We start from the raw sequence: 23,373 nt of genomic DNA on the forward strand, positions 1-23,373 counted from the left end.
TCTTCTGCAAGACCCGGCCCGAGGCGGTGTTGTCGGGGTGATGGCGAGCACTGACGCTCGTGATCCCGGTAGCGCTGAAGGCGTGGCGCAGCATGCCGGCGACGGCTTGCGTGGCGTAGCCGCGGCCCCAGGAGTCCTCGCGCAGGAGGTAACTGAGGGTGGCGTGCCGCTCGGTGCGGCATCGCAGCCGGACCATCCCGAGCAGGTCGCCGTCCGCCGCGATGCCGCATGCCCATCGGGTGCGGGGCTGGGCGTGAGTGCAGGCAAGTGTGGCCGTCACCAGGTCGACGGCCTCCTCGATGCTGAGTGCCCGGCGCTCGATGTACGTCAAGGACGCACCGCTGTAGATGCGTTGGAGAGCGGGAGCGTCCTCCATGGTGAGTTCCCGGAGCTCGATCACTGGGCCAACCTCCCCAGGTTTCCGGCGAGTTCGGCGGCCGTCGGCCGGTCACTCGCCCTGCCGAGGAGCACCGGCCGCAGGATGTCGTGGAACGCGGGCCAAGGGGCTGCCGCGTCGAGAGGGATGCGACGGCCCGCGATGTGGGCTCGGACGTCTGCCGGAGTGAGCTGGACGGGGTCGATCCCAGCCGCGGCGTAGTCCAGTGGCCAGCGGCCGGTGACGCACGTCCACAGGGCTCCGGCGAGGGCGTACACGTCGGCGGCGGCACTCGGGGTGACCGGCAGGATGCCGACGTCGATGGACGCGGCCAGTTCCGGGGCTACGAGGTGGGTGATGCCGCCGCGGAAATCACTGGTCGGCTCCAGGCCGTGGCGCCAGGACCAGGAGCAGTCGAGCAGCCGTACGCCGTGGTCGGTGTGGATGCCATGGGCGGGCTGGAGGTCGGAGTGGATCCAGCCGGAGGAGTGGAGTTCAGCCACGGCCCGACAGAGGTCGACGGAGGCCGACAGGGCGCCGTCCTTTCCGGCCGGGCCGGAGCGCACGGGAGCGAAAGCCTGCCAGGTCGACGGCCCCGTGAACCATTGGGTCACCAACCACGCAACGCCCTCGTCCTCACCGGAGGCCAACAGGTAGTCGGGCCAGCCGATCGCCTCGAGGACCGCTGCCTCCCGCTGAGTGACGGCCGCCCCTTCGCCGTCACCGGCCTTGACCGCGACCGCCCCATCCGGGCCGGTCGCCTTCCACACCGCTGCGCCACGCCGGCAGGAGATCTCCTTCAGCTCGATCGGCGGGCCGCAGACCGCTTCGGTGGTGGTGCGGGCCGCTGCGGGGAAGGGCGGGAACTCGCCCATTTCTTCACTGCCTTCCACTCGTACGGGAGCCCTTGAAACACCTCGCGTCCGTCGTCCACAGCTGTGGAGAGCGACAGGGCGAGGTCAGGGGTGCCGGCAAGGAACCGGGGGTCGACAGGCCGGACGGCACAGCGCACGGCGAGGAACGAGAAGGGCGGCGCGGGGAGGGGATCGCCTCGGCGGTCGGTGCCCTCTTCGCCAGTCCAGAACTTGCCGAACATCAGCCCCACCGGTCCGTAGAGGTGCTTCAGTGCCCAGTGCGGCCACGCCATCAGTTCGCGATGGGTGGTGGCCCGGCCTCCCAGGAGCACGATGTTCTCGCAAGTGAGCGCGCCGTGCCGCCGAGCCGTCAACGGGCGTATCCACTCCGCGGCCTGTACTCCCGCGTGGAAGATCTCGGCCTCAACTTCGGTCGCCTGGGCGCTCTCGGCGATCTCGTACACCGTCCAGCCCGTCAGTCCCCGTGCCACCGACGGCATGAGGAACGGACAGTGGGAGGCCACCGCACGGACGTAGTCGCTGATGTCCGCCGTCCGGGGTTCGCCGGTTCGGCCCTCGACGAGGCGGAGCGCCCCGGCGCTGGGCCGGGACGCTCCGCCAGTGTTCGGGGTGGTCACGGGGTGGCGACCTTTCGCCGCCTGGACGTTGTTTCGGGGTCTCCCGGTGTGGGCGAGCAGTTCCACTCGGCCCATACCTCGCCGGTCGACCGGTAGCGGTCCGCGGCCTGCTGGTCGACCGTGCCGTCCGTGCCCGTGAACCAGATGTCAGGAAGCGGGCCGAACATTTCCTCGTACGTGCGGATCCAGGACACCCGTCCCGTCCCGTGGTCGGTTACGTGGCCGAAGACCTGCCCGGCGTGCCTGCTGCTGAACTCGGCGTACTCGGGGGAGCCCAGTGCCCGGTGCCATTCGGCATCGACGGCGGTGGAGAACATCTCCGGAGCGGTGTTGCCTGCCTCGAATTCCCGGGCGCTGACCTCAAAGAACTTTCCCAGCTCTACTCGCTCCAGGGTTTGTGCGGGACTCATGCCGTGTTCCTCTCGATGGGTAAGTGATGTGGTGTGACGGCCCCTGTGTCGGCTTTTGCGATCCCATGGAGCGGGGCGCGCGCCTCGGCAGGGAGGTCTGGGGGCAGTGGTCGGGGCGGGAACCCAGGACCCGTGGCCTCGTCAGAAGTCGTCGGCCGCGATCCGCTCGGCCCGAGTCCGCTTCACCGTCAAAGCCGTGGGGTCCTGCACCGGCCATTCCGTGATGCCCGGGCTCCGCAAGTAGGGGGTGCCCTTGCGGACGTCGGTCACGACAGCCAGTCGCCCGGGGGCGTACTCGACCTCATCGCCCACCTCCGGCAGCTTGCTGGAACTCACCGCGCGGCCTCCGCTCCCGTGGAGACACCGAGCAGGACGGTGCAGGGCCGGCAGGTGTGCCGACCGTCCGGACCTGCGACCTTCTCCCGTGCCAGGCTGTAGACGGAGTGGCAGCACGGGCAGGCCTGGCCCGTGATCTCGTGGACCGTCCATGTCTTCAGGGCGGGAACGGCGTCCCACCCTGTGGTCATGACGCGCCTCCGAGACGGAGGCAGGCGGCCCATTCACGGGAGTCCCAGCCGACGGGGTCGCCGTGTCGGCGGCGGAACGCATGAGCTTCGGGCGGCAGGCGCTTGGTGCCGGCCTGTACGGAGCAGGCCGATCGGGAGCGCGGAGCGGCATCGGCGGGTGGATGGCGAGTGGTTGATGCAGTCGGCATCTTGGTGGTCCTCCAGTTCGCTGCGGAGGCGGGCGGTGCACAACCGGAGTGCGAGGGCCCGCAGAGGTCGCCGCGTTGTCCCGGAAACCCGAGGGGTGCGTGTCGCGGCCACCCGGGCATCGGAGCTTCGCAGTCGGCTCATGACCAGCTAACGCGTTGCCAGGGCAAGGTGATTAGGGAGATCAGGTGACCTCTTATCCACCGTCCCTAGGGCGATTTGGCGGCCCCTTTAGCTGACGACGCGGTGAGCGCGGCGCTACCTTCCGTACATGGCCACCTTGCGGAACGCGACGCTCGAAGCATGGATGAAGGAGCACGGATATAGCTCCAATTCGCTTGCCGAAGCCGTGAATTCGGCAGTCGGTGACCTCACCGGGAGAGTCGGAGGGCTGGACGGCTCATCGGTCCGGGACTGGAAAGCGGGCCGGGTGCGGTGGCCGAAGTCGGCGACGCGGGTCGCCCTGGAGAACGTCACCGGGCTGCCCGCCACCGCCTTAGGGTTCGTGCCGCGGGGCCGTGCCCCGTCGTCCGCCCCCGCACCACCGCCGGAGGACCCTGTGGAACGCCGTCGTTTCCTCACCGCCGGGACGGCCTTGGCCGCTGCCGCGGCCACACCTGCTTCCGCCTCCGGCCGTCGGGTCGGGAAGAGTGACGTCGACCGACTCCAACAACGGTTCGCCGAGATCATCGCGAGCGATCACCGGCACGGCGGCCGGCTTGGCATCGAGCAGAAAGCCGCAGTGCTCGCCGACGAAGCGCTGGCCCTGCAGAATTCCGGGAGTGCCAGCCAGCGGGTGCGTGCCTACGTGTACGCATGCGCGGCGGCATTCCGGTCCTCGGCGATGTGGGCTTCAATCGACGGACGGCGTTACGAAGACGCGATGGTCCATATGCGGGAAGCTCAAGCACTCGCCGAATTAGCAGCTGACCCGGCCATCAAATTCCGTATTTGGTCACATGCCGGGACGCTGTACCGGCACATGGGGCGCCCCGCTGAGGCAATGGCCGCGAATGACGTTGCCCGAGGCCTCTCCATCACACGGCGCGATCCACTCTTCGCATCCCTCGGTCTTGCCAGACAGGCCGCCATTCACGGCGTTGCCGGAAATGTCACAGCTGCCCGGCGCAGCTTCGGCCAGGCCCAGGAAGCGATGGACCGCGCAGATCCGGGCGTCAACCGCCCCGTGTGGATGACCTCGTTCTACGACCAGGCGGAGTTGGATTCCCTCGCACTCACCGGATACCTCGCACTCGGCGACTACGAGACGGCGGAAGCGCACGCGCACCGATGCTTGGCGGCCCTCCGTCCCCACATGCAACGGTCGAAGGCCATCGCCACCACTCGGCTGGCGTGCGCTCAACTCTGCCAGGGGGATGTGGGGCCTGCTGTCGCCACCGCCATGTCGGTCCCCGCCGATGCTGCTGCACATCACCCGCGGGTCGCCCGGATGCTCCGCAACTTCCACATCAGGATTCACGACATGGCGCCGAACAGTCCGACCACCCGCATGTGGAATGAGTACGTACACACCACCTGGAAGGAATCGGTATGACGCCCAGCATCGATCTGCGCACGTTCCACTCGCTCGAACCGGCCCGGCGACACCTCCTGGACGTGTACACCGATGTCCGCGCAGACCTCTTGTACCTTCCGAACTATGCGGTCAGTACCTTCGCCGAGCGACTCGAGCGTCATTTCAAGGAACCAGGTTGGGTAGCGGTCCTTGCCTACGAGCAGGACGAGCCCATCGGCTATGCATACGCCAACACTGTTGATTCCGAAGACCGTTGGTGGAAGCGCATCACACCCGCTCCGTCACATGAATACACCGACCGGCACGCCGTAGCCCTCAAAGAAATCGGCGTTCGCATCCCCTGGCGCGGCACCGGAATCGCCCGGCGCATCCATGACACCCTCCTCGCCGACCGCAGCGAGCCGTACGTCACGCTCATGGTCAACCCGCTCGCCGGAGACGGAAAGGTGCACCGCCTCTATGAGTCCTGGGGATACGAAGACCTCGGCCAGAGCCGGCCCTCGGCCGCCTCGCCGGTCCTGACAGCGATGGTCAGGTCCGTTGGCTGAGCCCTGCGCCATCGAGGCTGCGGCGAGCCGGGCCACACCCGGCTCGGTCTCACCGTCACTGCGGAGGGGCAGCGGGTGTGGCTGGATGACCCGGTCGGCTCCTGGGCCGTATGAGGAATGAGACCGGCCCCGTGCGTGCGCCACGGCCCAGTGGACGGGGCTTTCAGCGCAGCCCCGCCGCGTCCAGCAGATAAGCCGTCAGCGGGTCGTAGTGGCGCGGGCTCAGGACGTGGTCGTCCAGCGGGATCGTCACCTGGAGGGTGCCCTCGGACTCGGCGAGGAAGAGGGCCGGGTCGTTGGAGTCGGCGAAGCCGATCGCGTCGAGGCCGCGTTGGGCGGCGCAGCCGGCCCAGCCGTGGTCGGCCATCACCAGGTCCGGCAGCGGCCGCCCGTCCCGCTCCAGGCCGTCCAGGATTGCGGCCATCGGCTCGGGGGAGTGGGTGTGCCAGAGCGTCGCGCCGCGCTCCAGCATCGCCACGTCGCCGAACTGGAAGACCATCCCGTCGTCCGCCTGCAGCCCGTCAGGGATGACCATGATCTCGCAGCCCTGGGCGCGCAGCGCCTCGGCCGTCGCCCGGTGCACGTCGAGCAGCCCGCCCGGGTGGCCGGTCGCGAACAGCACCCGCTGCCCGTCGGCGGCCGCCTTGCGCAGTACCGCGGCCGCCCGGTCCAGAGCATCCACCGTCAGCTCGGGGTCGATGGTGTCCTGCCCCTGCCGGTGGTGCGGGTCGTCGATCACCCCACAGCGCTCCGCCATCACGGCCAGCACATCCTGCTCGTCCGTCCAGCGGTCGCCGAACTCCAGGCCGAACCAGTAGTGGCGCTCGCCGTTGGCGAGTCTGCGGTAGTGGGAGAGGTTGTTCTCGCGGGGGGTGGCGACCTCACCGGCGATCCGGGTGCGGACGAGATGGTCGACGAGTTCGGCGCGGGAGGGGGCGGCGGCTGCGGAGGCTATCGGCATAGCGCCCATTGTGCCCGTACACCTGATCCGGGGCGGCGGAGTTCCGCAGCCCGGACACCGGGGTGCGGATGCCGGAGCGGCGGCACCGCGGTGCGGACAGTGGTGGGGGCGTGGTGGGGGAAGGGGGTGGACGGTCGTGTGGGCGGTGGTGTGGATGCCGGGGTGGGGCCTGGTCGCTGGTCGGCCGCGGTGGTCCGCCTGGCCAAAACGTCCAGTGCTGTCGGCCGCATCTCCGCAAATGTCCATGTGCCCCGGGCGCGGTCCTCCCTAGTCTCGCCTCATGACCACCGCAGCCAGCGCATCCAACGGGCCCGTGGGCCCCGTCGACTCCTCCCGTATTCCGCGTTACGCCGGGCCCGCGACCTTCGCCCGGCTGCCCCGCCTCGACGAGGTCGGCGGCCGGGCCGATGTGGCCGTCGTCGGTGTCCCCTTCGACACCGGTGTCTCCTACCGCCCCGGCGCCCGCTTCGGTGGCAACGCCATCCGCGAGGCGTCCCGCCTGCTGCGCCCCTACAACCCGGCCCAGGACGCGTCCCCCTTCGCGCTGGCGCAGGTCGCCGACGCCGGTGACATCGCCGCCAACCCGTTCAACATCAACGAGGCCGTGGAGACGGTCGAGGCCGCGGCGGACGACCTGCTCGCCTCCGGCGCCCGCATGATGACCCTCGGCGGCGACCACACCATCGCCCTCCCGCTCCTCCGCTCGGTCGCCAAGAAGCACGGCCCGGTCGCGCTGCTGCACTTCGACGCCCACCTGGACACCTGGGACACCTACTTCGGCGCCGAGTACACCCACGGCACCCCGTTCCGCCGCGCCGTCGAGGAGGGCATCCTCGACACCTCCGCGCTCTCCCACGTCGGCACCCGCGGTCCGCTCTACGGCAAGAAGGACCTCGACGAGGACGAGAAGATGGGCTTCGGCATCGTCACGTCGGCGGATGTCATGCGGCGCGGGGTGGACGAGGTCGCCGACCAGCTGCGCCAGCGCATCGGCGACCGTCCGCTGTACATCTCCATCGACATCGATGTGCTGGACCCGGCGCACGCGCCCGGCACCGGCACCCCCGAGGCCGGCGGCCTCACCTCCCGCGAGCTGCTGGAGATCGTGCGCGGGCTGTCGTCGTGCAACCTGGTCTCGGCGGACGTCGTCGAGGTCGCCCCGGCGTACGACCACGCGGAGATCACCTGTGTGGCCGCCTCCCACACGGCGTACGAGCTGACGACGATCATGTCGCGGCAGATCGCGGCGGGGCGGCAGGAGCAGTAGGCGCGGCAGGGGAGTAGGCGCTGCCCGGCCCCGCCGTCGCGGTATCGGCCGACGGCGCCCGGTCCGCCACGGACACCGTGGCGGGCCGGGCGGCGCTGCTCACGTGCGTGAGCGCGGCGGCGCCGTGCACGCCCACAGCGCGAGCCCGAGGCAGCTGAAAACGGCTCCCAGTGCGCAGACGGCGCCCCAGCCGGCCACCGTGTAGAGGGAGGTCGCGGCGAGGGCGCCGGTGGCGCTGCCGGCCGAGTAGAAGACCATGTAGCCGCCGATCAGCCGGCTGCCCGCTTCCGGGTGCAGCGCGTAGATCAGGCTCTGGTTGGTGACATGGACCGCCTGCACGGCGAGGTCGAGCAGGATCACCCCGACCACCAGGGCCCAGAGCGAGCTGCGGGTGAAGGCCAGGGGCAGCCACGAGGCGGCGAGCAGGGCCAGGGCGATGCCGGTGGTCCGCCGGGAGAGTCCGCGGTCGTTCAGGCGGCCCGCCGCGGTCGCGGCCAGGGCGCCGGCGACACCGATCAGCCCCAGCGCCCCGATCGCGCCGTGGGGCAGGAAGTACGGGGCCTCGCTGAGCGGCAGCGCGACGCTGCTCCACAGCGTGCTGAAGGCGGCGAAGACCAGCAGGCCGAACAGCGCCCGGAGCCGCAGCAGTCGTTCCCGTGCGAACAGAGTGATCGTGGAGCGCAGGAGCTGTCCGTAGCGCAGGGTTGCCGGTGGAGCGGCGCGGTGGCGCGGCAGCACCCGGTACAGGACCAGCGCGAGCAGAGCGGTGAGCGACGCCGAGGCGAGGTAGACGGAGCGCCAGCCCGCGAGGTCGGCCAGGAGGCCGGACGCGGTGCGGGCGAGCAGAATTCCGGTGACCACGCCGCTGGTGACCAGTCCGACGACCCGTCCGCGCCCGGCGGGAGGGGCCAGTGAGGCCGCGAAGGCCACCAGCGTCTGGGTGACGACCGCGAGAAGCCCGGTCGCCGCCATGCCCGCCAGCAGGACCGCCGCCGTGCGGGCGGCGGCCACCACGGCCAGCGCCGCCACCAGGAGCAGTAACTGGGCCACGATCAGCCGCCTGCGGTCGGTCACGTCGCCCAGCGGCACGAGGAAGAAGAGCCCGAGTCCGTAGCCGATGTGGGTGAGGGTGACCACGCTGCCGACGAGTGCCGGGCTCATGGCGAGGTCATGGCCCATGGTCACCAGGAGCGGCTGGGAGAAGTACACGGTGGCCACCGCCGTCCCGCAGGCGACGGCGAAGAGGGTGACGACGCCACGGGAGAGGACGGGCGGACCCGCATCGGATCCCGCCCCGGTTCGGGGCCCGGGGCGGGGAAGGCGGCGTCGGTGCCGGTGCCGTGTCACCGCCTCGCCGTTGCCGGGACCGTTGCCGGTCCGGTTGCCGGTTCGGTTGCCGGGCATCGGCGCCCCTCCGTAAGTCTGGTTTCATCTTGCTACTAATGGCGACGGGGGAACGGTAGGGCTTTTGGTAGCATGTTGCAACCGTTGTGCGGGTGAAGGGGAGGGTGAGGGACGCCATGGTGACCAGGACGCGTTTCGACGACAGTGCATGCCCCGTCGCCCGGTCGGTGGACGCGATCGGTGACTGGTGGTCCCTGCTGATCGTGCGGGACGCCTTCGATGGAAGCCGGCGCTTCGGGGAGTTCCAGCGCAGCCTCGGCGTGGCGAAGAACATCCTCACCGCGCGCCTGCGCACCCTGGTCGCCGGCGGCGTCCTCGCATCCGTCCCCGCCTCGGACGGCAGCGCCTACCGCGAGTACGTACTGACGCCGAAGGGCAAGGCGCTCTTCCCCGTCATCGTGGCGCTGCGGCAGTGGGGCGAAGAGCACTTCTTCGCCCCCGGTGAGGCGCACTCCCAGTTGGTCGACCGCCGGGAGGGGCGTCAACTCCGCGCGCTGGAAGTGCGGTCCGCGGACGGGCGGCGGCTGGACCCGGACGACACCACCGTCCACAAGGTCTCCACCCGGTGAGGTGAGGTTGGCCGTCAGCCCGGTGCCGCGCCCCGGTCGAGCGAACGCAGGGCGAACCACAGCTCCATACGGACGTCGGGGTCGTCCAGATCGGTGTCGAGGAGGCCGGCGATACGGGTGATGCGCTGGCGGACGGTGTTGCGGTGGATGCCGAGGGCGGTCGCGGTGCGGTCCCAACTGCCGTGAAGGGAGAGCCAGTTGTGGAGGGTGGAGAGGAGGGGCGGGGAGCCGGCCAGCGGGGCGAGCAGGGCCTGGGCGTGCTGCCGGGCGTCCGTGGGGGCGACGAGTGAGGCGATGCTGTGGGGGCCAGGGGTGCGGTGACGCACCAGGGCGGCGCGGCCCGCGCGGGCGCGGCGCAGGGCGGAGGCGGCATGCCGGTCGGCGGCCGGCAGCTCCGCGACGGGGACGGGTTCGCTGACGCCGAGTGTCCAGCCGGGATGCGCGGTGATCTCCTGGCCGGCGGGGATCAGGGCGCGCAGGGCGGGCGCGGCGCCGGGGGCGGCCGCCGCCTCGGGGCCGGCGTCCGGGTGCGTCTCAGGGGCCGTGGCCGGCCTGCTTCCGGGGTCCGGGGCGACGAGCGGGGTGCCCAGAGCGGCGGCCAGCGAGGCTGCCGACTCCGTGGTGTCACGGCGGCGTTCGGCGTGGACGACGGTCCAGAGGGGAGGGCCGAGGAGCGGGGCGACCTCGGCCGGGCGGGCGCCGAGGAGCAGCCGGACCAGGGCCGCCGAATGCCCGGCGGCGGCCGGGCCGTGGTCGGTGGGCGGGCCGGTGATCAGTGAGAGGAGTACGGCGGCGACACTCGCGATGGCGTGCGCGGGCGGGTCGTGCGGATCCGCGGCGACCACCAGGGCGAGCGCCTGGCTGCCGCGGGTGCGTCCCGTCAGGGCGTAGGCGGACAGCGAGCTGCCGGGGAGGGTGTCGGTCGCCGAGGACGGGCCGCCCGCGCCGACGACCTGTGCGAGACGGCCGGCCGCGGCCCGGACGGAGGTGGTGGGGCGGGGTCCGGCGGAACCGCCTACCGTGCCGTCCGGGGCGAGCAGCGCGGTCCAGCCGTGCACATGGCGGGCCAGTGCGCGCAGCACGGCGCTTGCCGGATCGGGGCGGGCGGCGGCCGCGGCCAGCGCGCGCTGCGCTTCGCTGAGCCGGGTCAACTCGCGGTGCCGGGCCTGTGTCACCGCCTGCCACACGGCGCTCTCGACGGCGGTGAACGGAGTGCCCGCCGGGACCTCGACGAGCGGCAGGCCGTGCCGGTCGCAGGCCGCCACCAGGGCGCGGGGGACGGTGTCGTGCACCGGCGCGATCCCGAACCCGAGGGCTGCGGCACCGGCCGCGACGGTCCGGGCGGCATAACCGTCGAGGTATGCGTCGAGGGCGGCGGCGGACTCCTCGCCCGCGCCCCTCGTCACCTCGGCCAGATGCATGCCCGCCGTCAGCAGCATCTCGCCGCCCAGGAGGTACGGCACCGGGTCGGCCATCTCGGAGGTGTGCACCCAGTGGATCGCGACGCCCTCGCGCGGGCCGGCGATCTGGCGCAGGCCCAGATCCGTACGGGCAAGGAGATCCGCCAGCGGCACGGGTGGGGTGGACGGCGGCGGGAGGCGGTGCGGCGGCATGTGCGAACCATCCACATCGGAGGGTGGTGAATGGAGGAAAACTACACTTCAGCGTTGCCTTCGCGCCTCCTAGGGTCAACCCCCGAGGCGAGGCGCTTGGACGAGACCCCCGCTCGCCAAGCGCCCGCCGCCTCGACGCCACCCCCCGCATCTCCAACCCCCCGCACCCCCACACCCCTCGCTCCTCCCCTCTCCCCCCGGCGCAGTTGGAAGGGATGGCCCATGGCTGTCGACTATGCGGTGATCGTGCTCTATTTGGCCGGAATGCTCGCCATGGGCTGGTGGGGGATGCGGCGCGCCACATCCAAGAGCGACTTCCTGGTCGCGGGCCGCCGCCTCGGCCCCGTGATGTATTCGGGAACCATGGCGGCGATCGTCCTCGGCGGCGCCTCCACCATCGGCGGCGTGGGGCTCGGCTACCAGTACGGCCTGTCCGGCGCCTGGATGGTCTTCACCATCGGCCTGGGGCTGCTCGCACTGAGCGTCTTCTTCTCGGCCCGGATCGCCCGGCTGAAGGTCTACACGGTCTCCGAGATGCTGGACCTGCGCTACGGCGGCTCCGCCGGGATCATCTCCGGCGTCGTGATGTGGGCCTACACGCTGATGCTGGCGGTGACCTCGACCATCGCCTACGCGACCATCTTCGACGTGCTCTTCGGCATGGACCGCACGCTGTCGATCATCCTCGGCGGGGCCATCGTCGTCGCCTACTCGACGCTCGGCGGCATGTGGTCGATCACCCTCACCGACATGGTCCAGTTCGTCGTCAAGACGATCGGTGTGCTGCTGCTCCTGCTGCCCCTCGCCGTCGTCAAGGCGGGCGGCTTCGCGGCGATGAAGGCGCAGCTGCCGGACGACTACTTCGCCCCGCTCGGCATCGGCGGCCAGACGGTCTTCACCTACGTCCTGATCTACTCCTTCGGCATGCTGATCGGACAGGACATCTGGCAGCGGGTGTTCACCGCGCGCGGCGACAAGGTGGCGCGCCTCGGCGGCACCGCGGCCGGTACGTACTGCCTGGCCTACGCGCTGGCCGGTGCGGTCATCGGCACCGCGGCCAAGGTGCTCTACCCGCACCTGGGCAGCCCGGACGACGCCTTCGCGACGATCGTCAAGGACGCGCTGCCGGTGGGCGTGCGCGGGCTGGTGCTGGCGGCGGCGCTGTCCGCGGTGATGTCCACGTCCTCGGGCGCGCTGATCGCCTGCGCCACGGTCGCCAACAACGACATCTGGGCGCGGGTGAAGCGCGTCGCCCCGGTGCGGCGCCGGCCGTCCGCGGGGGAGTCCGCCGACGGCGGCCGGGCGCCCGGGACGGAGCACGCCGGGGACGAGAGCGGTACCGAGGCGCACGACGAGGCGCACGACGAGGTGCGCGGCAACCGCGTCTTCATCCTCCTCATGGGCCTCGCGGTCATCGTCATCGCGATCGCACTGAACAACGTCGTCGAGGCGCTCACCCTCGCCTACAACGTCCTCGTCGGCGGCCTGCTGGTGCCGATCCTCGGCGGACTGCTGTGGAAGCGGGGCAACGCCGCCGGCGCGCTCGCCGCGGTCGCGGTCGGCGGCCTGACCGTCATCGGCCTGATGGTCTCGCTCGGCGTCCTCGCCAACGAGCCGATCTACTACGGGCTGATCGCCTCGCTCGTGGCGTATGTGGCGGTCAGCCTGACCACCGAGCCGACGGACCCGCAGGTGCTGGCGGCTTGGCGGGTGCGGCTGTCCGGCCGGCCGGAGGGTGCCGCGGACGGGGACGATCCGGAGGAGGACGCGGCCGGCGACACGTCCGTGACGGTGGCCCGGGTACTGGCCCCCTTCCCTGCCACCGGGCGAGCCTGACCCGCACACCGGCCCGCCCGCACGCCCCCTCGCAGCTCCCGCAGCTCCCGCAGCTCCCACAGATCCCCCGCCAAGGAAGGCAGCACGCATCCCCATGAGCACCACCACCCCCCTGCCCCCGGCCACGCAGCACCGGCGCAACGGCGGTGACCTGGTCGTCGAGTCGCTGGCCGCACTCGGTGCCGACACCGTCTTCGGGCTGCCGGGGCAGCATGCGCTCGGGGTGTTCGACGCGCTGCGCCGCTCCGCGCTGCGCTACATAGGGCTGCGGGTGGAGAACAACGCGGGCTTCGCCGCCGATGCGTACGCCAGAACCACGCACGGGGTCGCGCCCCTGCTGGTCTCCACCGGCCCGGGCGCGCTGATGACGCTGGCCGCGCTGCAGGAGGCGGCGGCCGGTTCGGCCGCCGTACTGGCCATCGGCAGTCAGGTGCCGCTGGCCGGGATCGGCGGCGGACGCCATGGCTACCTCCATGAACTCACCGATCAGAGCGCTTCGTTCCGCGGCGTGGTCAAGTCGGTCCACACGGCGCGTACGGCCTCGCAGATCCCCTCGGCGGTGGCCGCCGCCTGGGAGTCGGCGCTGAGCGCCCCGCACGGACCGGTGTGGCTGGAGATCCCGCAGGACGTGCTGCTGGCGGCGGCCGACGTACCGCCGGTGGCCCAACTCTCCGCCACACCGAAGGAGTTGCTGCCGCGGTCGGAGCTGATCGCGGCGGCGGCGGACCGGCTCACCCGGGCCCGGCGGCCGGTGATCCTGGCCGGCGGCGGAGTCGTACGGGCCGGGGCCGAGGCGGAGCTGCTGGCGCTGGCCGAGCAGTTGCGGGCGCCGGTGGCCACCACCTTCGGCGGCAAGGGCGCCTTCCCGTGGGAGCACCCGCTCTCCCTCCAATCCTGGCTGGAGGACCGCTACACCACGGCCTTCCTGGAGGACGCGGACACCCTCCTGGTCGTCGGCTCGGGGCTGGGCGAACTCTCGTCGAACTACCACACGTTCCGGCCGCTCGGCCGCGTCATACAGATCGAGGCGGACCTCGGCAAGCTGGAGTCGAACCATGCCGCGCTGGGCATCCACGCGGATGCCCGGGCGGCGCTGGCCGCGCTGGCCAAGGAGGTGGGGGAGCGGGAGGCCCGGGAGGCCGGCCCCACCGAGGGCGACGAGGCGCCCACCTCCAAGGAGAGCGGGACAGCCGCGCCCGGGTCCGGCCAGGCGCCCTCCCCCGAGGCCGCCGTGTCCGATCTCCTGGCCCGCGTCCGCGACCGGATCGCCGGGCAGCATCTCGACCTGGAGCAGCAGGTGCTGGCCTCGGTGCGGGACGCGCTTCCCGACGGCGCGGTCAGCTGCTGGGACATGACGATCCTCGCCTACTGGGCCTGGTCCGCCTTCGACCCGCGGCGCACCAACGCGCTGCATTCCGCCCAGGGCGCCGGCGGTCTGGGCTACGGCTTCCCGGCGGCGCTGGGCGCGGCCGTCGCCGACCCGGCGCGGCCGGTGCTGGCGGTGTCCGGCGACGGCGGCGCGATGTACTCGATCGCCGAGCTGGCCACCGCCCGGCAGTACGACCTGCCGGTGACCTGGCTCATCGTGGACGACGGCGGATACGGCATCCTGCGCGCATACATGACCGACGCCTTCGGCGCGCCCACCGCCACCGAACTCACCCGGCCGGACTTCGTGGCGCTGGCCGAGTCGTTCGGAGTCCCCGCGGTCCGTACGGCCCCGGACCGGCTCCGTGCGGACCTGGCGGCGGCGCTCGCGGCCCCCGGCCCTTCGGTCGTCGTACTCCCGGCCCACCTGCGGATGTTCGCGCCGACGCATCTGGACTCCTGAAGGCTCCACCGGACCCTGACGAGTCCACCGGCCCCCTGGAGGTTTCGCCGCCTTGCCGGGTGGGCATAGAGCGCTTACCGAACCAAACGGGCTGCCCATCCCTCCTCGGGGTGCGCAGCCCGCCGTGTTGTGGTGACCCGCGGTCTGTCGTGGTGGTTTGTGGTGCCCCGGACAGGGACCGAAGGACGTGTGCTGCTCCCCGCGCGGGGGCGTGCCGGGTCCGGGGTGGCTCCCCACCGAAGGGGTCCACATGAGTACCAGCGTTCAGTCACCGCTGCAGGAGCTGTTGGCGACAGCTCAACTCCCCGGTCAGGTGCCGCCGACCGCCGGGGCGGGAGGGGCGAGCCGGGCGGCAGCCCCGGCGCACCTCTTTCTGGCCGTCACGTCGATCCCCGTCGGCAACAACCCGGTCGGGGTGGCCATCGCCCCCAACAGCAACCTCTACGTCGCCAACTCCGGGTCGGCCAACGTGTCGGTGATCGACACCACCATGGACACCGTCGTCGGCGGCCCGATCGGCGTCGGCGGTACGCCGGTCTGGCTGGCGGTCGCCCCCAACGGCAACGCCTACGTCCCCAACAGCGGGTCGAACACCGTGTCGGTGATCGACACCGCCACCAACACCGTTGTCGGCGGCCCGATCGCCGTCGGCGGCCAGCCGGCCGTGGTGACGATCGCGCCCAACGGCAACGCCTACGTCACCAACTTCGCCGCGAACACCGTGACGGTGATCGACACCACCACCAACATGGTCGTCGGCGGCCCGATCGCCGTCGGCGCCCAGCCGGTCGGGATCGCGGTCGCCCCCAACGGCAACGCCTACGTCGCCAACCGGGGATCGAACACCGTGACGGTGATCGACACCGCCACCAACCTGGTCATCGGTGCCCCGATCCCCGTCGGCAACCAGCCGAACTTCGTGGCGATCGCACCCAACGGCAACGCCTACGTCGCCAACATCGGGTCGAACACCGTGACGGTGATCAACACCATCAGCAACACCGTCGTCGGCGCCCCGATCGCCGTCGGCAACCAGCCGTGGGGAATCGCGGTCGGCGCCGACGGGATGGCCTACACGGCCAACCGGGCGGCGAACAGCGTGACGGTGTTCGACACCGCCACCAACACCGTCGTCGGCGCCCCGATCCCCGTCGGCACCGGACCGATCGCCGTGACGGTCGCCCCCAACAACAAGGTCTACGTCAGCAACATCAACGGGAGCAACGTCAGCGTCATCCAATTCGACCCGACGCTGACCAGCATCGTCCCCAACCAAGGGCCCATCGCGGGCGGCACGATGGTGACGATCACCGGCACCAACCTGACCGGGGCGAGTGTCGACGTCGGCGGCAACCCCGCCACCGGGGTGACCGTCAACGCAACCGGCACCCAGCTCACCTTCGTCACCCCGCCCGGAGCGGCCGGTCCCGCGGACGTCACCGTCACCACGCCCGGTGGCAGCGCCACGCTGGTGGGTGGCTTCACCTACCTGCTCCCCGTCCACGCCACCACGCTGACCGCGACCCCGGCGCTGTCGAAGCTGTTCCCGCCGCACGTGTACTACCCGTTCCTGACCGCCACGCTGACCGACCAGGCCACCGGTCTGCCGGTGCCCGGCCAGACCATCGTGTTCAGCGTCGGCGGCAACCTCATGGGCACCGCCGTCACCGACGCCCAGGGCGTCGCCCGGTTCAACGAGACGTTCATCCTGGTGTACATCCTCGCCAACGGCGGCTACGACGCCTCCTTCGCCGGCGCGACCACCCCGACCGCCATCCTGTCACCGTCCAGCGCGCACGCGGGCGTCATCGAACCCTGACCCCCGTCCGGCCACCGGCCGGCTGAGCCGGTATGCGGGAGAGCGGTACGCGTGAGGCCGGCCCGGTCGTGGACAACTGTCCACGACCGGGCCGGCCTTCGTGCGGCAGCCGTGCCGCGGGGGAGCGCCCTACCGCGCACCCGCCCCCACCCGCCCCTGCAGCAGCCGCGACAGCGCGGCGTGCACGTCCTCGACCGAGCGGTCCGGCTGGAAGGACTGCCAGTCCAGGGCGGCCACCAGGACCATGCCCAGGAGCGCGGAGGCGGTGAGGGGGATGTCGAGCTCGTCGGAGAGTTCGCCGGTGTCCACGGCGTCGCGCAGGACGGACTCGACGACGGACTGGGCGCGGCCGCGTACGGAGGTGAGGGTGTCGCGCCAGGTGCGGTTGGTGCGCCACAGTTCGGCGACGTAGAGCTGGATGAGGGCGGGGGAGCAGGCGATGAAGTCCAGGCCCGCGCGGATCATGGCGTCCAGGGCGTCGACCCGGGTGCCGCCGCGGGCCGCTGTGGTGTCGGCGGCCCGGCGCAGCGAGTCGGCCAGCAGGTCGATGCCGTCCCGCAGCAGCTCTTCGTAGAGGACGTTCTTGCTGGCGAAGTTGTAGTAGACGGTGCCCTTGGCGACGCCGGCCCGGTCGGCGATCTCGTCGACGGTGGTGGCGGAGAAGCCCTGTTCCGCGATGAGGGTCACGGCGGCGTCGAAGAGCCGACGGCGCGTCGAGGTGCGGCGGGTGACGGGGGAAGCCCCCGGGGCGGTGCCGTCGACGGCACCGCCCCGGGGCCCCGGGAGCACGCTCACAGGCTGAGTTCCGGGTGCAGATCCTTCATCCGTACGACCTGCCGGCTGCGCGCCGCGAGGGCGGTGAGCGCCAGCGCGCCGACGGTGAAGACCACGAGGACCACACAGCCCTGCTGCACGATGGCGAGGTCACCACCGGTGATCAGCCGGCGCAGGCCGTCGACCACGTAACTCATCGGCAGGAACGGGTGGATGGCGGCGAAGAACCCGGGGCTGGTCTGCACCGGGTAGGTGCCGCCCGCCGAGGTCAGCTGGAGCATCAGCACGACCAGGGTCAGCACCCGGCCGGCCGGGCCGAAGAACGCGCCCAGCAGCTGGATGATGGCGGTGAAGCAGGCGGTGGCCAGCAGCAGGAAACCGACGGTGCCGGCCGAGCGGACCATCTCCAGGCCCAGGCCCCAGTGCAGGACGGCCATCAGGGCCAGCACCTGTACGACGCCGACGGCGTAGGCGGGCAGCCAGGAGCCGAGGGTGATCCGCCAGCCCGGGGCGCCCGCGGCCAGGGCCCGCTTGCTCAGCGCCGGGAGCAGCATGAACGCGACCATCGCGCCGACCCAGAGGGAGAGCGGGATGAAGTACGGCGCCAGGCCGGTGCCGTAGTTGGGCGCCTTGTGCATCGACTTGGCGGCCAGCTCGACCGGGTCGGACATCACGTCGGTGCGGGCGTCGCGGTCCTTCTTGTTGTAGTCCGGGATCTTGGCGACGCCGTCGTGCAGGCCGTCGGCCAGCTGGTTGGTGCCGTCCTTGAGCTTGAAGAGGCCGCCGGTGAGCTTGTCGGCACCGTCCTTGGCGACGCCCAGGCCGCTGTGGAGCTTGCCGGCGCCGTCGGCGAGCGAGCCGATGCCGTCGGCGAACAGCCCGGCGCCCTGGGAGACCTTGTGCGCACCGGTGTTGAGCTGGTCGATCTGGCCGATCGCCTTGTCCGCGCGGTTCGCGATGCCCGGCGCCTCGTTGGCCACCCGCACCGCGCCCTCGTGCAGTTCCCGCACCTTGGTGCGCAGCTGCCCGAAGTCCGTGTGGGCGACGGTGTCGTTGACCTTCTCCGCCGCATCGGCGGCGAGGGCGCTGCCGTCCGCGAGCGCCTTGAGCTTGGGGCAGTCGGGGTCGGTGGAGAGCAGGCCGTCGCAGCGTTCGTGGTAGAGGTCCGCGGCGTTGTCGGCGTTCTTCCGTGCCTGTTCGGCGGCCTTGGCGGAGTCCCCGGGCAGCTTGCCGAGGTCCTCGTCGAGCTTCTGGCTGAGGTCGGCGACGATCTGTGCCTTCTCGCCGATCTCCTTGCCGTGCTCCCTGAGGTAGGGGAGGTCCTTCCGGGCGATGCCGTGGACCTTCTGGGCGAGCATCTGGGTGCCGTCCGCGACCTGACCCGCGCCCTGGCTGAGCTGCCTGGCCTTCGCGGCCGCTTCCGTGGCACCCTTGCTGATCTTGCCTGCGCCCTGGTTCAGCTTGCCCAGGCCGTCGGCCAGTTCACCGGTCTTGTCCTTGGCGGTGCCGAGCCCGTCGTCGACCTTCCCGGCCCCGTCCGCCGCCTCGGCGGTCTTGTCGTGCAGATCGGAGAACGAGATGAAGATCTTGTCGAGCATGGCCCGCGCCGAGGTGGCCGAGGTCTTGGCACGGACCTCGGAGAAGACCGTCTTGGAGATCGAGCCGACGACGTAGTTGTTGGCGTCGTTCGTACGGACCTGGAGCGCGCCCGTCTGCGGGGTGTCCCCGGAGCTGGAGGCGATCCGCTTGCTGAAGTCCTTCGGGACGGTCAGCGAGAGGTAGTACGTGCCGTTCTCGACGCCCTTGGCGGCGTCCGCGGAGCTGACGTCCTCCCAGTGGAACTTCTTGCTGTCCTTGAGGTTCTCGGACAGGTCGTCGCCCGCGGTGATCTTCTTGCCGCCGGTGGTGGTGCCCGTGTCCTCGTTGACGAGGGCTACCGGGATCTTGTCCAGGCGGCTGTAGGGGTCCCAGAAGGAGCACAGGTACAGGGCCCCGTAGAGCAGCGGGATCAGCATCAGGGCGACCAGGCCCAGACGGGGAAGCTTTCCCCTGCCGAAACGCTTGAGCTCAAGCGCGGCCAGTCTCGGCGAACGCATGCGCTGCTTCCTCCTCGGTGGTGTGGGGCTCGTCCTGGACGGTGGTGCGGGGCTCGTCCTCGACGGGGACGGAGGCGGGGGCGGCGGCTGCGGGCTTCGCCCGCGTGGTGCGGACGATCAGTGCGTCCGCCGGTGCGTCGCTGCCGGCCGCCACGACGGTGGTGCCCGCCAGCGCGATGTCCCGCAACAGCTGCCAGGCCTGGGCGCGTTCGGCCTCGGAGAGCTTGAGGTCCACATCGTCGACGGCCAGCAACTGCGGGCCGTGCATGATCCCGAGCGCGACGGAGAGCCGCAGCGCCTCGATCCGCTCCAGATCGCGTACGGCCGTCCGCAGTCCCTTGGGCAGAGTGGCGGGATCGAGCCGGACGGCCGCGAGGGCGGCGTCGACCCGGGCCCGGGTGGCCTCCTGGTGGCGCTTGCCCCAGGGGAGCGAGGCGCCGAGGCCCTGGAAGCGGTGGCCCAGCAGGGCCTGTTCCTTGAGGTGTTCGCCGACGGTGAGGGCCGGTTCGAGGTCGACGACGCCCGGTACATGGGCGATGGCGGTACGGCTGCGCACCGTACCCATCCGCTGGGGCAGCGGGAGTCCGGCGACCGTCGCCGTGCCCTCGGTGATCCGCATCCGGCCGGTGAGGGCCAGCAGCAGGCAGGTGCGGCCGGAGCCCGAGGAGCCCTCGACCGCGATCAGGGTGCCCGGTTCCGCGGAGATGTCGATGCCTTGGAAGGCCCACCCTCTCGGGCCCTCCACTCCGATCCCCCTGGCGTCGACCGCCGCCCCCTGGCGGGTGGTGTTCACAAACACCCCTCCCCTTTTGATCTGACTGGTCAGTCTAAAAGTGTAGCCGCATCCAGGGCTCTCCCGACCCATCGGGGTGGGGCGGCGGGGGCGCTCGGACAATTTCGTGCCGGGAAGGCCGTGACCCGAACGGGGGAATCGGCCTAGGGTGCCGTGCAGGCGGGGGCCTGATGATGTTCAAGGTGATGTCCGTGTCGCGGTAGTGCGGCACGGGCCGCGCACATACGACGGAGAACCATGGAACATTCGGCACAGCACCCCGTGGACCCGCCCCCGCAGCCCCCGGCGGAGCACTCTCCTGCGGCCGGGCAACGGTCCGGGCCGGTGGCGCCCCGCTCCCGCAAGCTCGTCGCCCCGCTGCTCGCCACGGCCCTGGTCGCGATCCTCGCGCCCGTCTCGGCCTCTGCCTCCGCACCCGCACCGGCGCCCGCACCACCGTCGGCCGGCGGCGCGCAGGGCCCCTGCATGAAGGGCGACGACGGCGACGGCTGGACCGCCACCAGCACCAAGATCGACCCCAAGGACAGCCATCACGCCTTCGTCGGCAACGGCTACCTGGGACAGCGGGTGCCGCCCAACGGCACCGGCTACGCCGCGCCCGGCGGCACGACCGGCTGGCCGCTGAAGACGCCGGAGTACGACGGCTCCTTCGTCTCCGGCCTGTACGCCAAGGGACCCAAGAGCGTGAAGGGCCGGCAGGCCGTCGCCGCCCTGCCCACCTGGACCACCCTCGACGTCGCCACCGGCGGTGCACACCCCGACACCTTCTCCTCCGCCACCGCACCCGGCCGGATCTCGCACTACCGCCAGACGCTCTCCCTGCGCTGCGGATTCGTCCGTACCTCGCTGACCTGGACGGCCGCCGACGGCCGCGCCACCGACCTGGTCTACGACGTGCTCGCCGACCGCAACGACGCCCACACCGGCGCCGTACGCCTGCGGATGACGCCCCACTGGAGCGGCGCCGCCACCGTCACCGACGGTCTCGACGGCCGCGGCGCCCGCCGGATGACGCCGTCCGCCACCGGGTCCGCCACCGGCGGCAAGGAGTCCGGCGGCAAGGGATCCGGCGGCCGGGATTCCGGCCGCACCATGGACGTCGGGTTCCGCACGGACGGGACGAAGACCGAGGGCGCGGTGGCCTCGACCCTGCGCACCGGGCCCGGGGTGCGCGCGGGCCGCCCCGGACCGGCGCCGCAGGCGGACAAGCTCAGCAACCGGCAGCGGGTGTCCTTCCCGGTCCGCAGCGGCCGCTCGTACGAGCTGACCAAGTACGTCGGCGTGGACACCGCACTCACCTCCCGCTCCCCGCGCGCCGCCGCCGACGCGGCCTCGCGCCGGGCCGCCGGCCGCGGCTGGGACGCCCTCTTCGCCCGGCACACCGCCGCCTGGAAGCGGCTGTGGCGCAGCGACATCGAGGTGAAGGGCAAGCGCGATCTGCAGTCCTGGGTGCGCTCGGCGCAGTACGGACTGCTGTCCTCCACCCGCGCCGGCAGCGACAACAGCATCGGCCCCACCGGCCTGACCAGCGACAACTACGCCGGTGAGGTCTTCTGGGACGCCGAGACCTGGATGTACCCGGGCCTGCTCGCCGCCCACCCCGAACTCGCCAAGTCGATCGTCGACTACCGCTACAAGACCCGGGCCGGTGCCCGCGCCAACGCCGAGAAGCTGGGCTACAAGGGGCTGTTCTACCCCTGGACCAGCGGCAGCAAGGGCGACCTGTGGAACGAGTGCCACAGCTGGGACCCGCCGCACTGCAAGACCCAGAACCACCTCATGGGCGATATCTCCCTCGCCACCTGGCAGTACTACCTCGCCACCAAGGACACCGCCTGGCTGAAGTCCCGCGGCTGGCCGGTCCTCAAGGGCATCGCCGAATTCTGGGCCTCGCGGGCCACCCACAACGCCGACGGCAGCTACTCCGTCAAGAACGTCGCCGGGCCGGACGAGTACAGCAACGGCGTCAACGACGGGGTGTTCACCAACGCCGGCGCCGCCACCGCGCTGCGCCACGCCACCCGCGTCGCCGCCCTCCTCGGCGAGAAGGCACCGGCCTCCTGGAAGACCATCGCCGACAAGCTGCGCATCCCCTACGACAGCAAGAAGAAGATCTTCGAGCAGTACGCCGGGTACAAGGGCACGACCATCAAGCAGGCCGACACGGTGCTGCTGATGTACCCGCTGGAATGGCCGATGTCGCAGGCCAAGGCGGCCCGCACACTGGACTTCTACGCCGGGCACACCGACCCGGACGGCCCGGCCATGACGGACTCGGTGCACGCCATCGACGCCGCCGGGATCGGTGAGGCCGGCTGCTCGACCTACACCTACCTCAGGCGCTCCATCCAGCCGTTCGTCCGCGGGCCGTTCGACCAGTTCTCCGAGGCGCGCGGCAACAAGGCCGGCGCCGACGACCCGCACGCCGGCAAGCCCGCACAGGACTTCCTCACCGGCAAGGGCGGCTTCCTGCAGACCTTCACCCACGGGCTGACCGGGCTGCGGCTGCGGGAGAACGCGGTACGCCTCGACCCGATGCTGCCGCCGCAGCTGTCCCAGGGCGTCACCCTGCGCGGCCTGCACTGGCAGGGGCGGACCTACGACATCGCGATCGGCGCCCACCAGACCACCGTGCGGCTGACCGCCGGCGCGCCGATGCGGATCGAGACGCCGGAGGGCGACAAGATCGTCAGCCGCGGGGCGCCGGCCGTCCTGAAGACCCGCCGCCCGGACCTGGCGGCGACCTCGAATGCGGCCCGCTGCACGTCCGCCACGGCGACCTCCGAGGAGCCCGGTCTGTACGCGGCCGCCGCGGTGGACGGCAACGGCACCACCGCCTGGGTGCCCGACTCCGCGAACGGCACCCTCACCGTCGACCTCGGCCGGACCACCCGCGTCGGGCAGATCACCCCGCACTGGAACACGACCCGGCCCACGTCCTACAACGTCCAGGTCTCCCGGGACGGAAAGCACTGGTCAGGAACCGGATACGCGGGCCGGACGCCGGCCCGGTACGTACGGGTCGTGGTGCACGGTGACCAGGCCACGGCGGATGGCGGGAAGCCGAAGCCGCATCCGGGGATCTCGGAGCTGACGGTGCAGCGGGTGAAGTAGCCCGCCCGGCCCCGTCGGGTACGGCTCCGCCGGAAACGGCCACGTCGGGTACGGCCCCGTCGGGTACGGGCCCCTCGGGTACGGCCCCGCCGGAGACGGCCCCTCCCGGACCACCCGGGGCGGGGCCGTCTGCCGTGCGGGCGCACGCTTCCCGTCCGGGGATGCGGGGGTGCGCTCCCCGCCCGGAGACGCGGGGCGTGCGCTCCCCGCCCGGAGAATT

General features: G+C 71.6%; 19 protein-coding genes and 1 pseudogene. 8 read left to right on the forward strand and 12 right to left on the reverse strand.

From position 1 onward, the window contains the following. Nucleotide 1 precedes the first annotated feature (1 nt). From ACF088_RS11115 to ACF088_RS11140, 6 genes and pseudogenes are all read right to left on the reverse strand, one after another. A pseudogene (locus ACF088_RS11115) lies at nucleotides 2-400 on the reverse strand (GNAT family N-acetyltransferase); the annotation flags it as partial. Then, a complete protein-coding gene (locus tag ACF088_RS11120; RefSeq protein WP_392375362.1) occupies nucleotides 397-1,251 on the reverse strand; it encodes a hypothetical protein in 855 nt (284 codons plus the stop codon). The gene ACF088_RS11120 and the pseudogene ACF088_RS11115, both read right to left, overlap by 4 nt. Beyond that, nucleotides 1,176-1,868, reverse strand: a complete 693-nt coding sequence (locus ACF088_RS11125) for a hypothetical protein (protein WP_392375364.1) — start codon at nucleotides 1,866-1,868, stop codon at nucleotides 1,176-1,178. Before ACF088_RS11125 ends, ACF088_RS11120 begins: the two co-directional genes overlap by 76 nt. Further along, the gene (locus tag ACF088_RS11130; RefSeq protein WP_392375366.1) at nucleotides 1,865-2,278 is read right to left on the reverse strand and encodes a hypothetical protein; all 414 of its coding nucleotides are present in this window, start codon (nucleotides 2,276-2,278) and stop codon (nucleotides 1,865-1,867) included. Before ACF088_RS11130 ends, ACF088_RS11125 begins: the two co-directional genes overlap by 4 nt. 141 nt (nucleotides 2,279-2,419) lie before the next feature. Further along, complete coding sequence (locus ACF088_RS11135) at nucleotides 2,420-2,614, reverse strand: hypothetical protein (protein ID WP_392375368.1); 195 nt, start codon at nucleotides 2,612-2,614, stop codon at nucleotides 2,420-2,422. Next, nucleotides 2,611-2,805 carry a hypothetical protein gene (locus tag ACF088_RS11140; protein WP_392375370.1) on the reverse strand — a complete coding sequence of 65 codons (195 nt, stop codon included), beginning with the start codon at nucleotides 2,803-2,805 and terminating at the stop codon, nucleotides 2,611-2,613. Before ACF088_RS11140 ends, ACF088_RS11135 begins: the two co-directional genes overlap by 4 nt. Before the next feature lie 745 nt (nucleotides 2,806-3,550). Here ACF088_RS11140 and ACF088_RS11145 point away from each other — a divergent pair. Together ACF088_RS11145 and ACF088_RS11150 are read left to right on the forward strand one after the other, a co-directional pair. Further along, nucleotides 3,551-4,546, forward strand: a complete 996-nt coding sequence (locus ACF088_RS11145; RefSeq protein WP_392375372.1) for a hypothetical protein — start codon at nucleotides 3,551-3,553, stop codon at nucleotides 4,544-4,546. Next, a complete protein-coding gene (locus tag ACF088_RS11150) occupies nucleotides 4,543-5,076 on the forward strand; it encodes a GNAT family N-acetyltransferase (RefSeq protein ID WP_392375373.1) in 534 nt (177 codons plus the stop codon). The genes ACF088_RS11145 and ACF088_RS11150 overlap by 4 nt, the downstream gene beginning before the upstream one ends. Before the next feature lie 163 nt (nucleotides 5,077-5,239). Here the strand turns inward: ACF088_RS11150 and ACF088_RS11155 are convergent, their stop codons facing one another. Then, nucleotides 5,240-6,037: a phosphatase gene (locus tag ACF088_RS11155; protein WP_392375374.1), complete on the reverse strand. Its 798-nt coding sequence runs from the start codon at nucleotides 6,035-6,037 to the stop codon at nucleotides 5,240-5,242. 280 nt (nucleotides 6,038-6,317) lie between these two features. On the opposite strand from ACF088_RS11155, the gene speB reads away from it, so the two are divergent. Further along, the gene (speB, locus tag ACF088_RS11160; RefSeq protein WP_392375375.1) at nucleotides 6,318-7,304 is read left to right on the forward strand and encodes an agmatinase; all 987 of its coding nucleotides are present in this window, start codon (nucleotides 6,318-6,320) and stop codon (nucleotides 7,302-7,304) included. A 99-nt stretch (nucleotides 7,305-7,403) separates the two neighbouring features. Here the strand turns inward: speB and ACF088_RS11165 are convergent, their stop codons facing one another. Further along, nucleotides 7,404-8,708, reverse strand: coding sequence for an MFS transporter (locus ACF088_RS11165; RefSeq protein WP_392375376.1), 1,305 nt, complete (start codon nucleotides 8,706-8,708; stop codon nucleotides 7,404-7,406). A 116-nt stretch (nucleotides 8,709-8,824) separates the two neighbouring features. Between ACF088_RS11165 and ACF088_RS11170 the strand changes: the two genes are divergently transcribed. Then, nucleotides 8,825-9,277, forward strand: a complete 453-nt coding sequence (locus tag ACF088_RS11170; protein WP_392375377.1) for a winged helix-turn-helix transcriptional regulator — start codon at nucleotides 8,825-8,827, stop codon at nucleotides 9,275-9,277. A 14-nt stretch (nucleotides 9,278-9,291) separates the two neighbouring features. Here ACF088_RS11170 and ACF088_RS11175 read toward each other — a convergent pair whose 3' ends face one another. After that, nucleotides 9,292-10,890: a PucR family transcriptional regulator gene (locus tag ACF088_RS11175; RefSeq protein ID WP_392375378.1), complete on the reverse strand. Its 1,599-nt coding sequence runs from the start codon at nucleotides 10,888-10,890 to the stop codon at nucleotides 9,292-9,294. A 222-nt stretch (nucleotides 10,891-11,112) separates the two neighbouring features. On the opposite strand from ACF088_RS11175, the gene ACF088_RS11180 reads away from it, so the two are divergent. From ACF088_RS11180 to ACF088_RS11190, 3 genes are all read left to right on the forward strand, one after another. Next, nucleotides 11,113-12,726, forward strand: coding sequence for a sodium:solute symporter (locus ACF088_RS11180; RefSeq protein ID WP_392375379.1), 1,614 nt, complete (start codon nucleotides 11,113-11,115; stop codon nucleotides 12,724-12,726). 94 nt (nucleotides 12,727-12,820) lie between these two features. Beyond that, nucleotides 12,821-14,557 (forward strand): thiamine pyrophosphate-binding protein, encoded by a 1,737-nt coding sequence (locus tag ACF088_RS11185; RefSeq protein ID WP_392375380.1) that lies wholly within the window; start codon nucleotides 12,821-12,823, stop codon nucleotides 14,555-14,557. Nucleotides 14,558-14,807: 250 nt separating this feature from the next. Continuing rightward, nucleotides 14,808-16,376, forward strand: a complete 1,569-nt coding sequence (locus tag ACF088_RS11190) for an IPT/TIG domain-containing protein (RefSeq protein ID WP_392375381.1) — start codon at nucleotides 14,808-14,810, stop codon at nucleotides 16,374-16,376. Nucleotides 16,377-16,505: 129 nt separating this feature from the next. On the opposite strand, the gene ACF088_RS11195 is transcribed toward ACF088_RS11190, so the two are convergent. Genes ACF088_RS11195 through ACF088_RS11205 form a run of 3 tightly spaced genes read right to left on the reverse strand, consistent with a single transcriptional unit; the run spans nucleotide 16,506 to nucleotide 20,039 of the window. Beyond that, complete coding sequence (locus ACF088_RS11195; protein WP_392375382.1) at nucleotides 16,506-17,165, reverse strand: TetR/AcrR family transcriptional regulator; 660 nt, start codon at nucleotides 17,163-17,165, stop codon at nucleotides 16,506-16,508. 2 nt (nucleotides 17,166-17,167) lie between these two features. Beyond that, complete coding sequence (locus ACF088_RS11200) at nucleotides 17,168-19,246, reverse strand: YhgE/Pip family protein (RefSeq protein ID WP_392375383.1); 2,079 nt, start codon at nucleotides 19,244-19,246, stop codon at nucleotides 17,168-17,170. Continuing rightward, nucleotides 19,218-20,039, reverse strand: coding sequence for an ATP-binding cassette domain-containing protein (locus ACF088_RS11205; protein WP_392375384.1), 822 nt, complete (start codon nucleotides 20,037-20,039; stop codon nucleotides 19,218-19,220). The genes ACF088_RS11200 and ACF088_RS11205 overlap by 29 nt, the downstream gene beginning before the upstream one ends. A gap of 237 nt (nucleotides 20,040-20,276) precedes the next feature. On the opposite strand from ACF088_RS11205, the gene ACF088_RS11210 reads away from it, so the two are divergent. Beyond that, a complete protein-coding gene (locus tag ACF088_RS11210) occupies nucleotides 20,277-23,153 on the forward strand; it encodes a discoidin domain-containing protein (RefSeq protein WP_392375385.1) in 2,877 nt (958 codons plus the stop codon). Nucleotides 23,154-23,373: the final 220 nt, after the last annotated feature.

Source organism: Streptomyces sp. NPDC015125 (genome assembly GCF_043080045.1).
In the GTDB taxonomy this organism is placed as follows: Bacteria; Actinomycetota; Actinomycetes; order Streptomycetales; family Streptomycetaceae; genus Streptomyces.

Excerpts from the sequence above, each read along its gene's own strand:
- ACF088_RS11175 (WP_392375378.1), bottom strand. The coding sequence starts at position 10,890 with ATGCCGCCGCACCGCCTCCCGCCGCCGTCCACCCCACCCGTGCCGCTG.
- ACF088_RS11150 (WP_392375373.1), top strand. The coding sequence starts at position 4,543 with ATGACGCCCAGCATCGATCTGCGCACGTTCCACTCGCTCGAACCGGCC.
- ACF088_RS11155 (WP_392375374.1), bottom strand. The coding sequence starts at position 6,037 with ATGCCGATAGCCTCCGCAGCCGCCGCCCCCTCCCGCGCCGAACTCGTC.
- ACF088_RS11210 (WP_392375385.1), top strand. The coding sequence starts at position 20,277 with ATGGAACATTCGGCACAGCACCCCGTGGACCCGCCCCCGCAGCCCCCG.
- ACF088_RS11140 (WP_392375370.1), bottom strand. The coding sequence starts at position 2,805 with ATGACCACAGGGTGGGACGCCGTTCCCGCCCTGAAGACATGGACGGTC.
- speB (WP_392375375.1), top strand. The coding sequence starts at position 6,318 with ATGACCACCGCAGCCAGCGCATCCAACGGGCCCGTGGGCCCCGTCGAC.
- ACF088_RS11200 (WP_392375383.1), bottom strand. The coding sequence starts at position 19,246 with ATGCGTTCGCCGAGACTGGCCGCGCTTGAGCTCAAGCGTTTCGGCAGG.
- ACF088_RS11130 (WP_392375366.1), bottom strand. The coding sequence starts at position 2,278 with ATGAGTCCCGCACAAACCCTGGAGCGAGTAGAGCTGGGAAAGTTCTTT.
- ACF088_RS11185 (WP_392375380.1), top strand. The coding sequence starts at position 12,821 with ATGAGCACCACCACCCCCCTGCCCCCGGCCACGCAGCACCGGCGCAAC.
- ACF088_RS11190 (WP_392375381.1), top strand. The coding sequence starts at position 14,808 with ATGAGTACCAGCGTTCAGTCACCGCTGCAGGAGCTGTTGGCGACAGCT.
- ACF088_RS11170 (WP_392375377.1), top strand. The coding sequence starts at position 8,825 with ATGGTGACCAGGACGCGTTTCGACGACAGTGCATGCCCCGTCGCCCGG.
- ACF088_RS11165 (WP_392375376.1), bottom strand. The coding sequence starts at position 8,708 with ATGCCCGGCAACCGAACCGGCAACCGGACCGGCAACGGTCCCGGCAAC.
- ACF088_RS11120 (WP_392375362.1), bottom strand. The coding sequence starts at position 1,251 with ATGGGCGAGTTCCCGCCCTTCCCCGCAGCGGCCCGCACCACCACCGAA.
- ACF088_RS11180 (WP_392375379.1), top strand. The coding sequence starts at position 11,113 with ATGGCTGTCGACTATGCGGTGATCGTGCTCTATTTGGCCGGAATGCTC.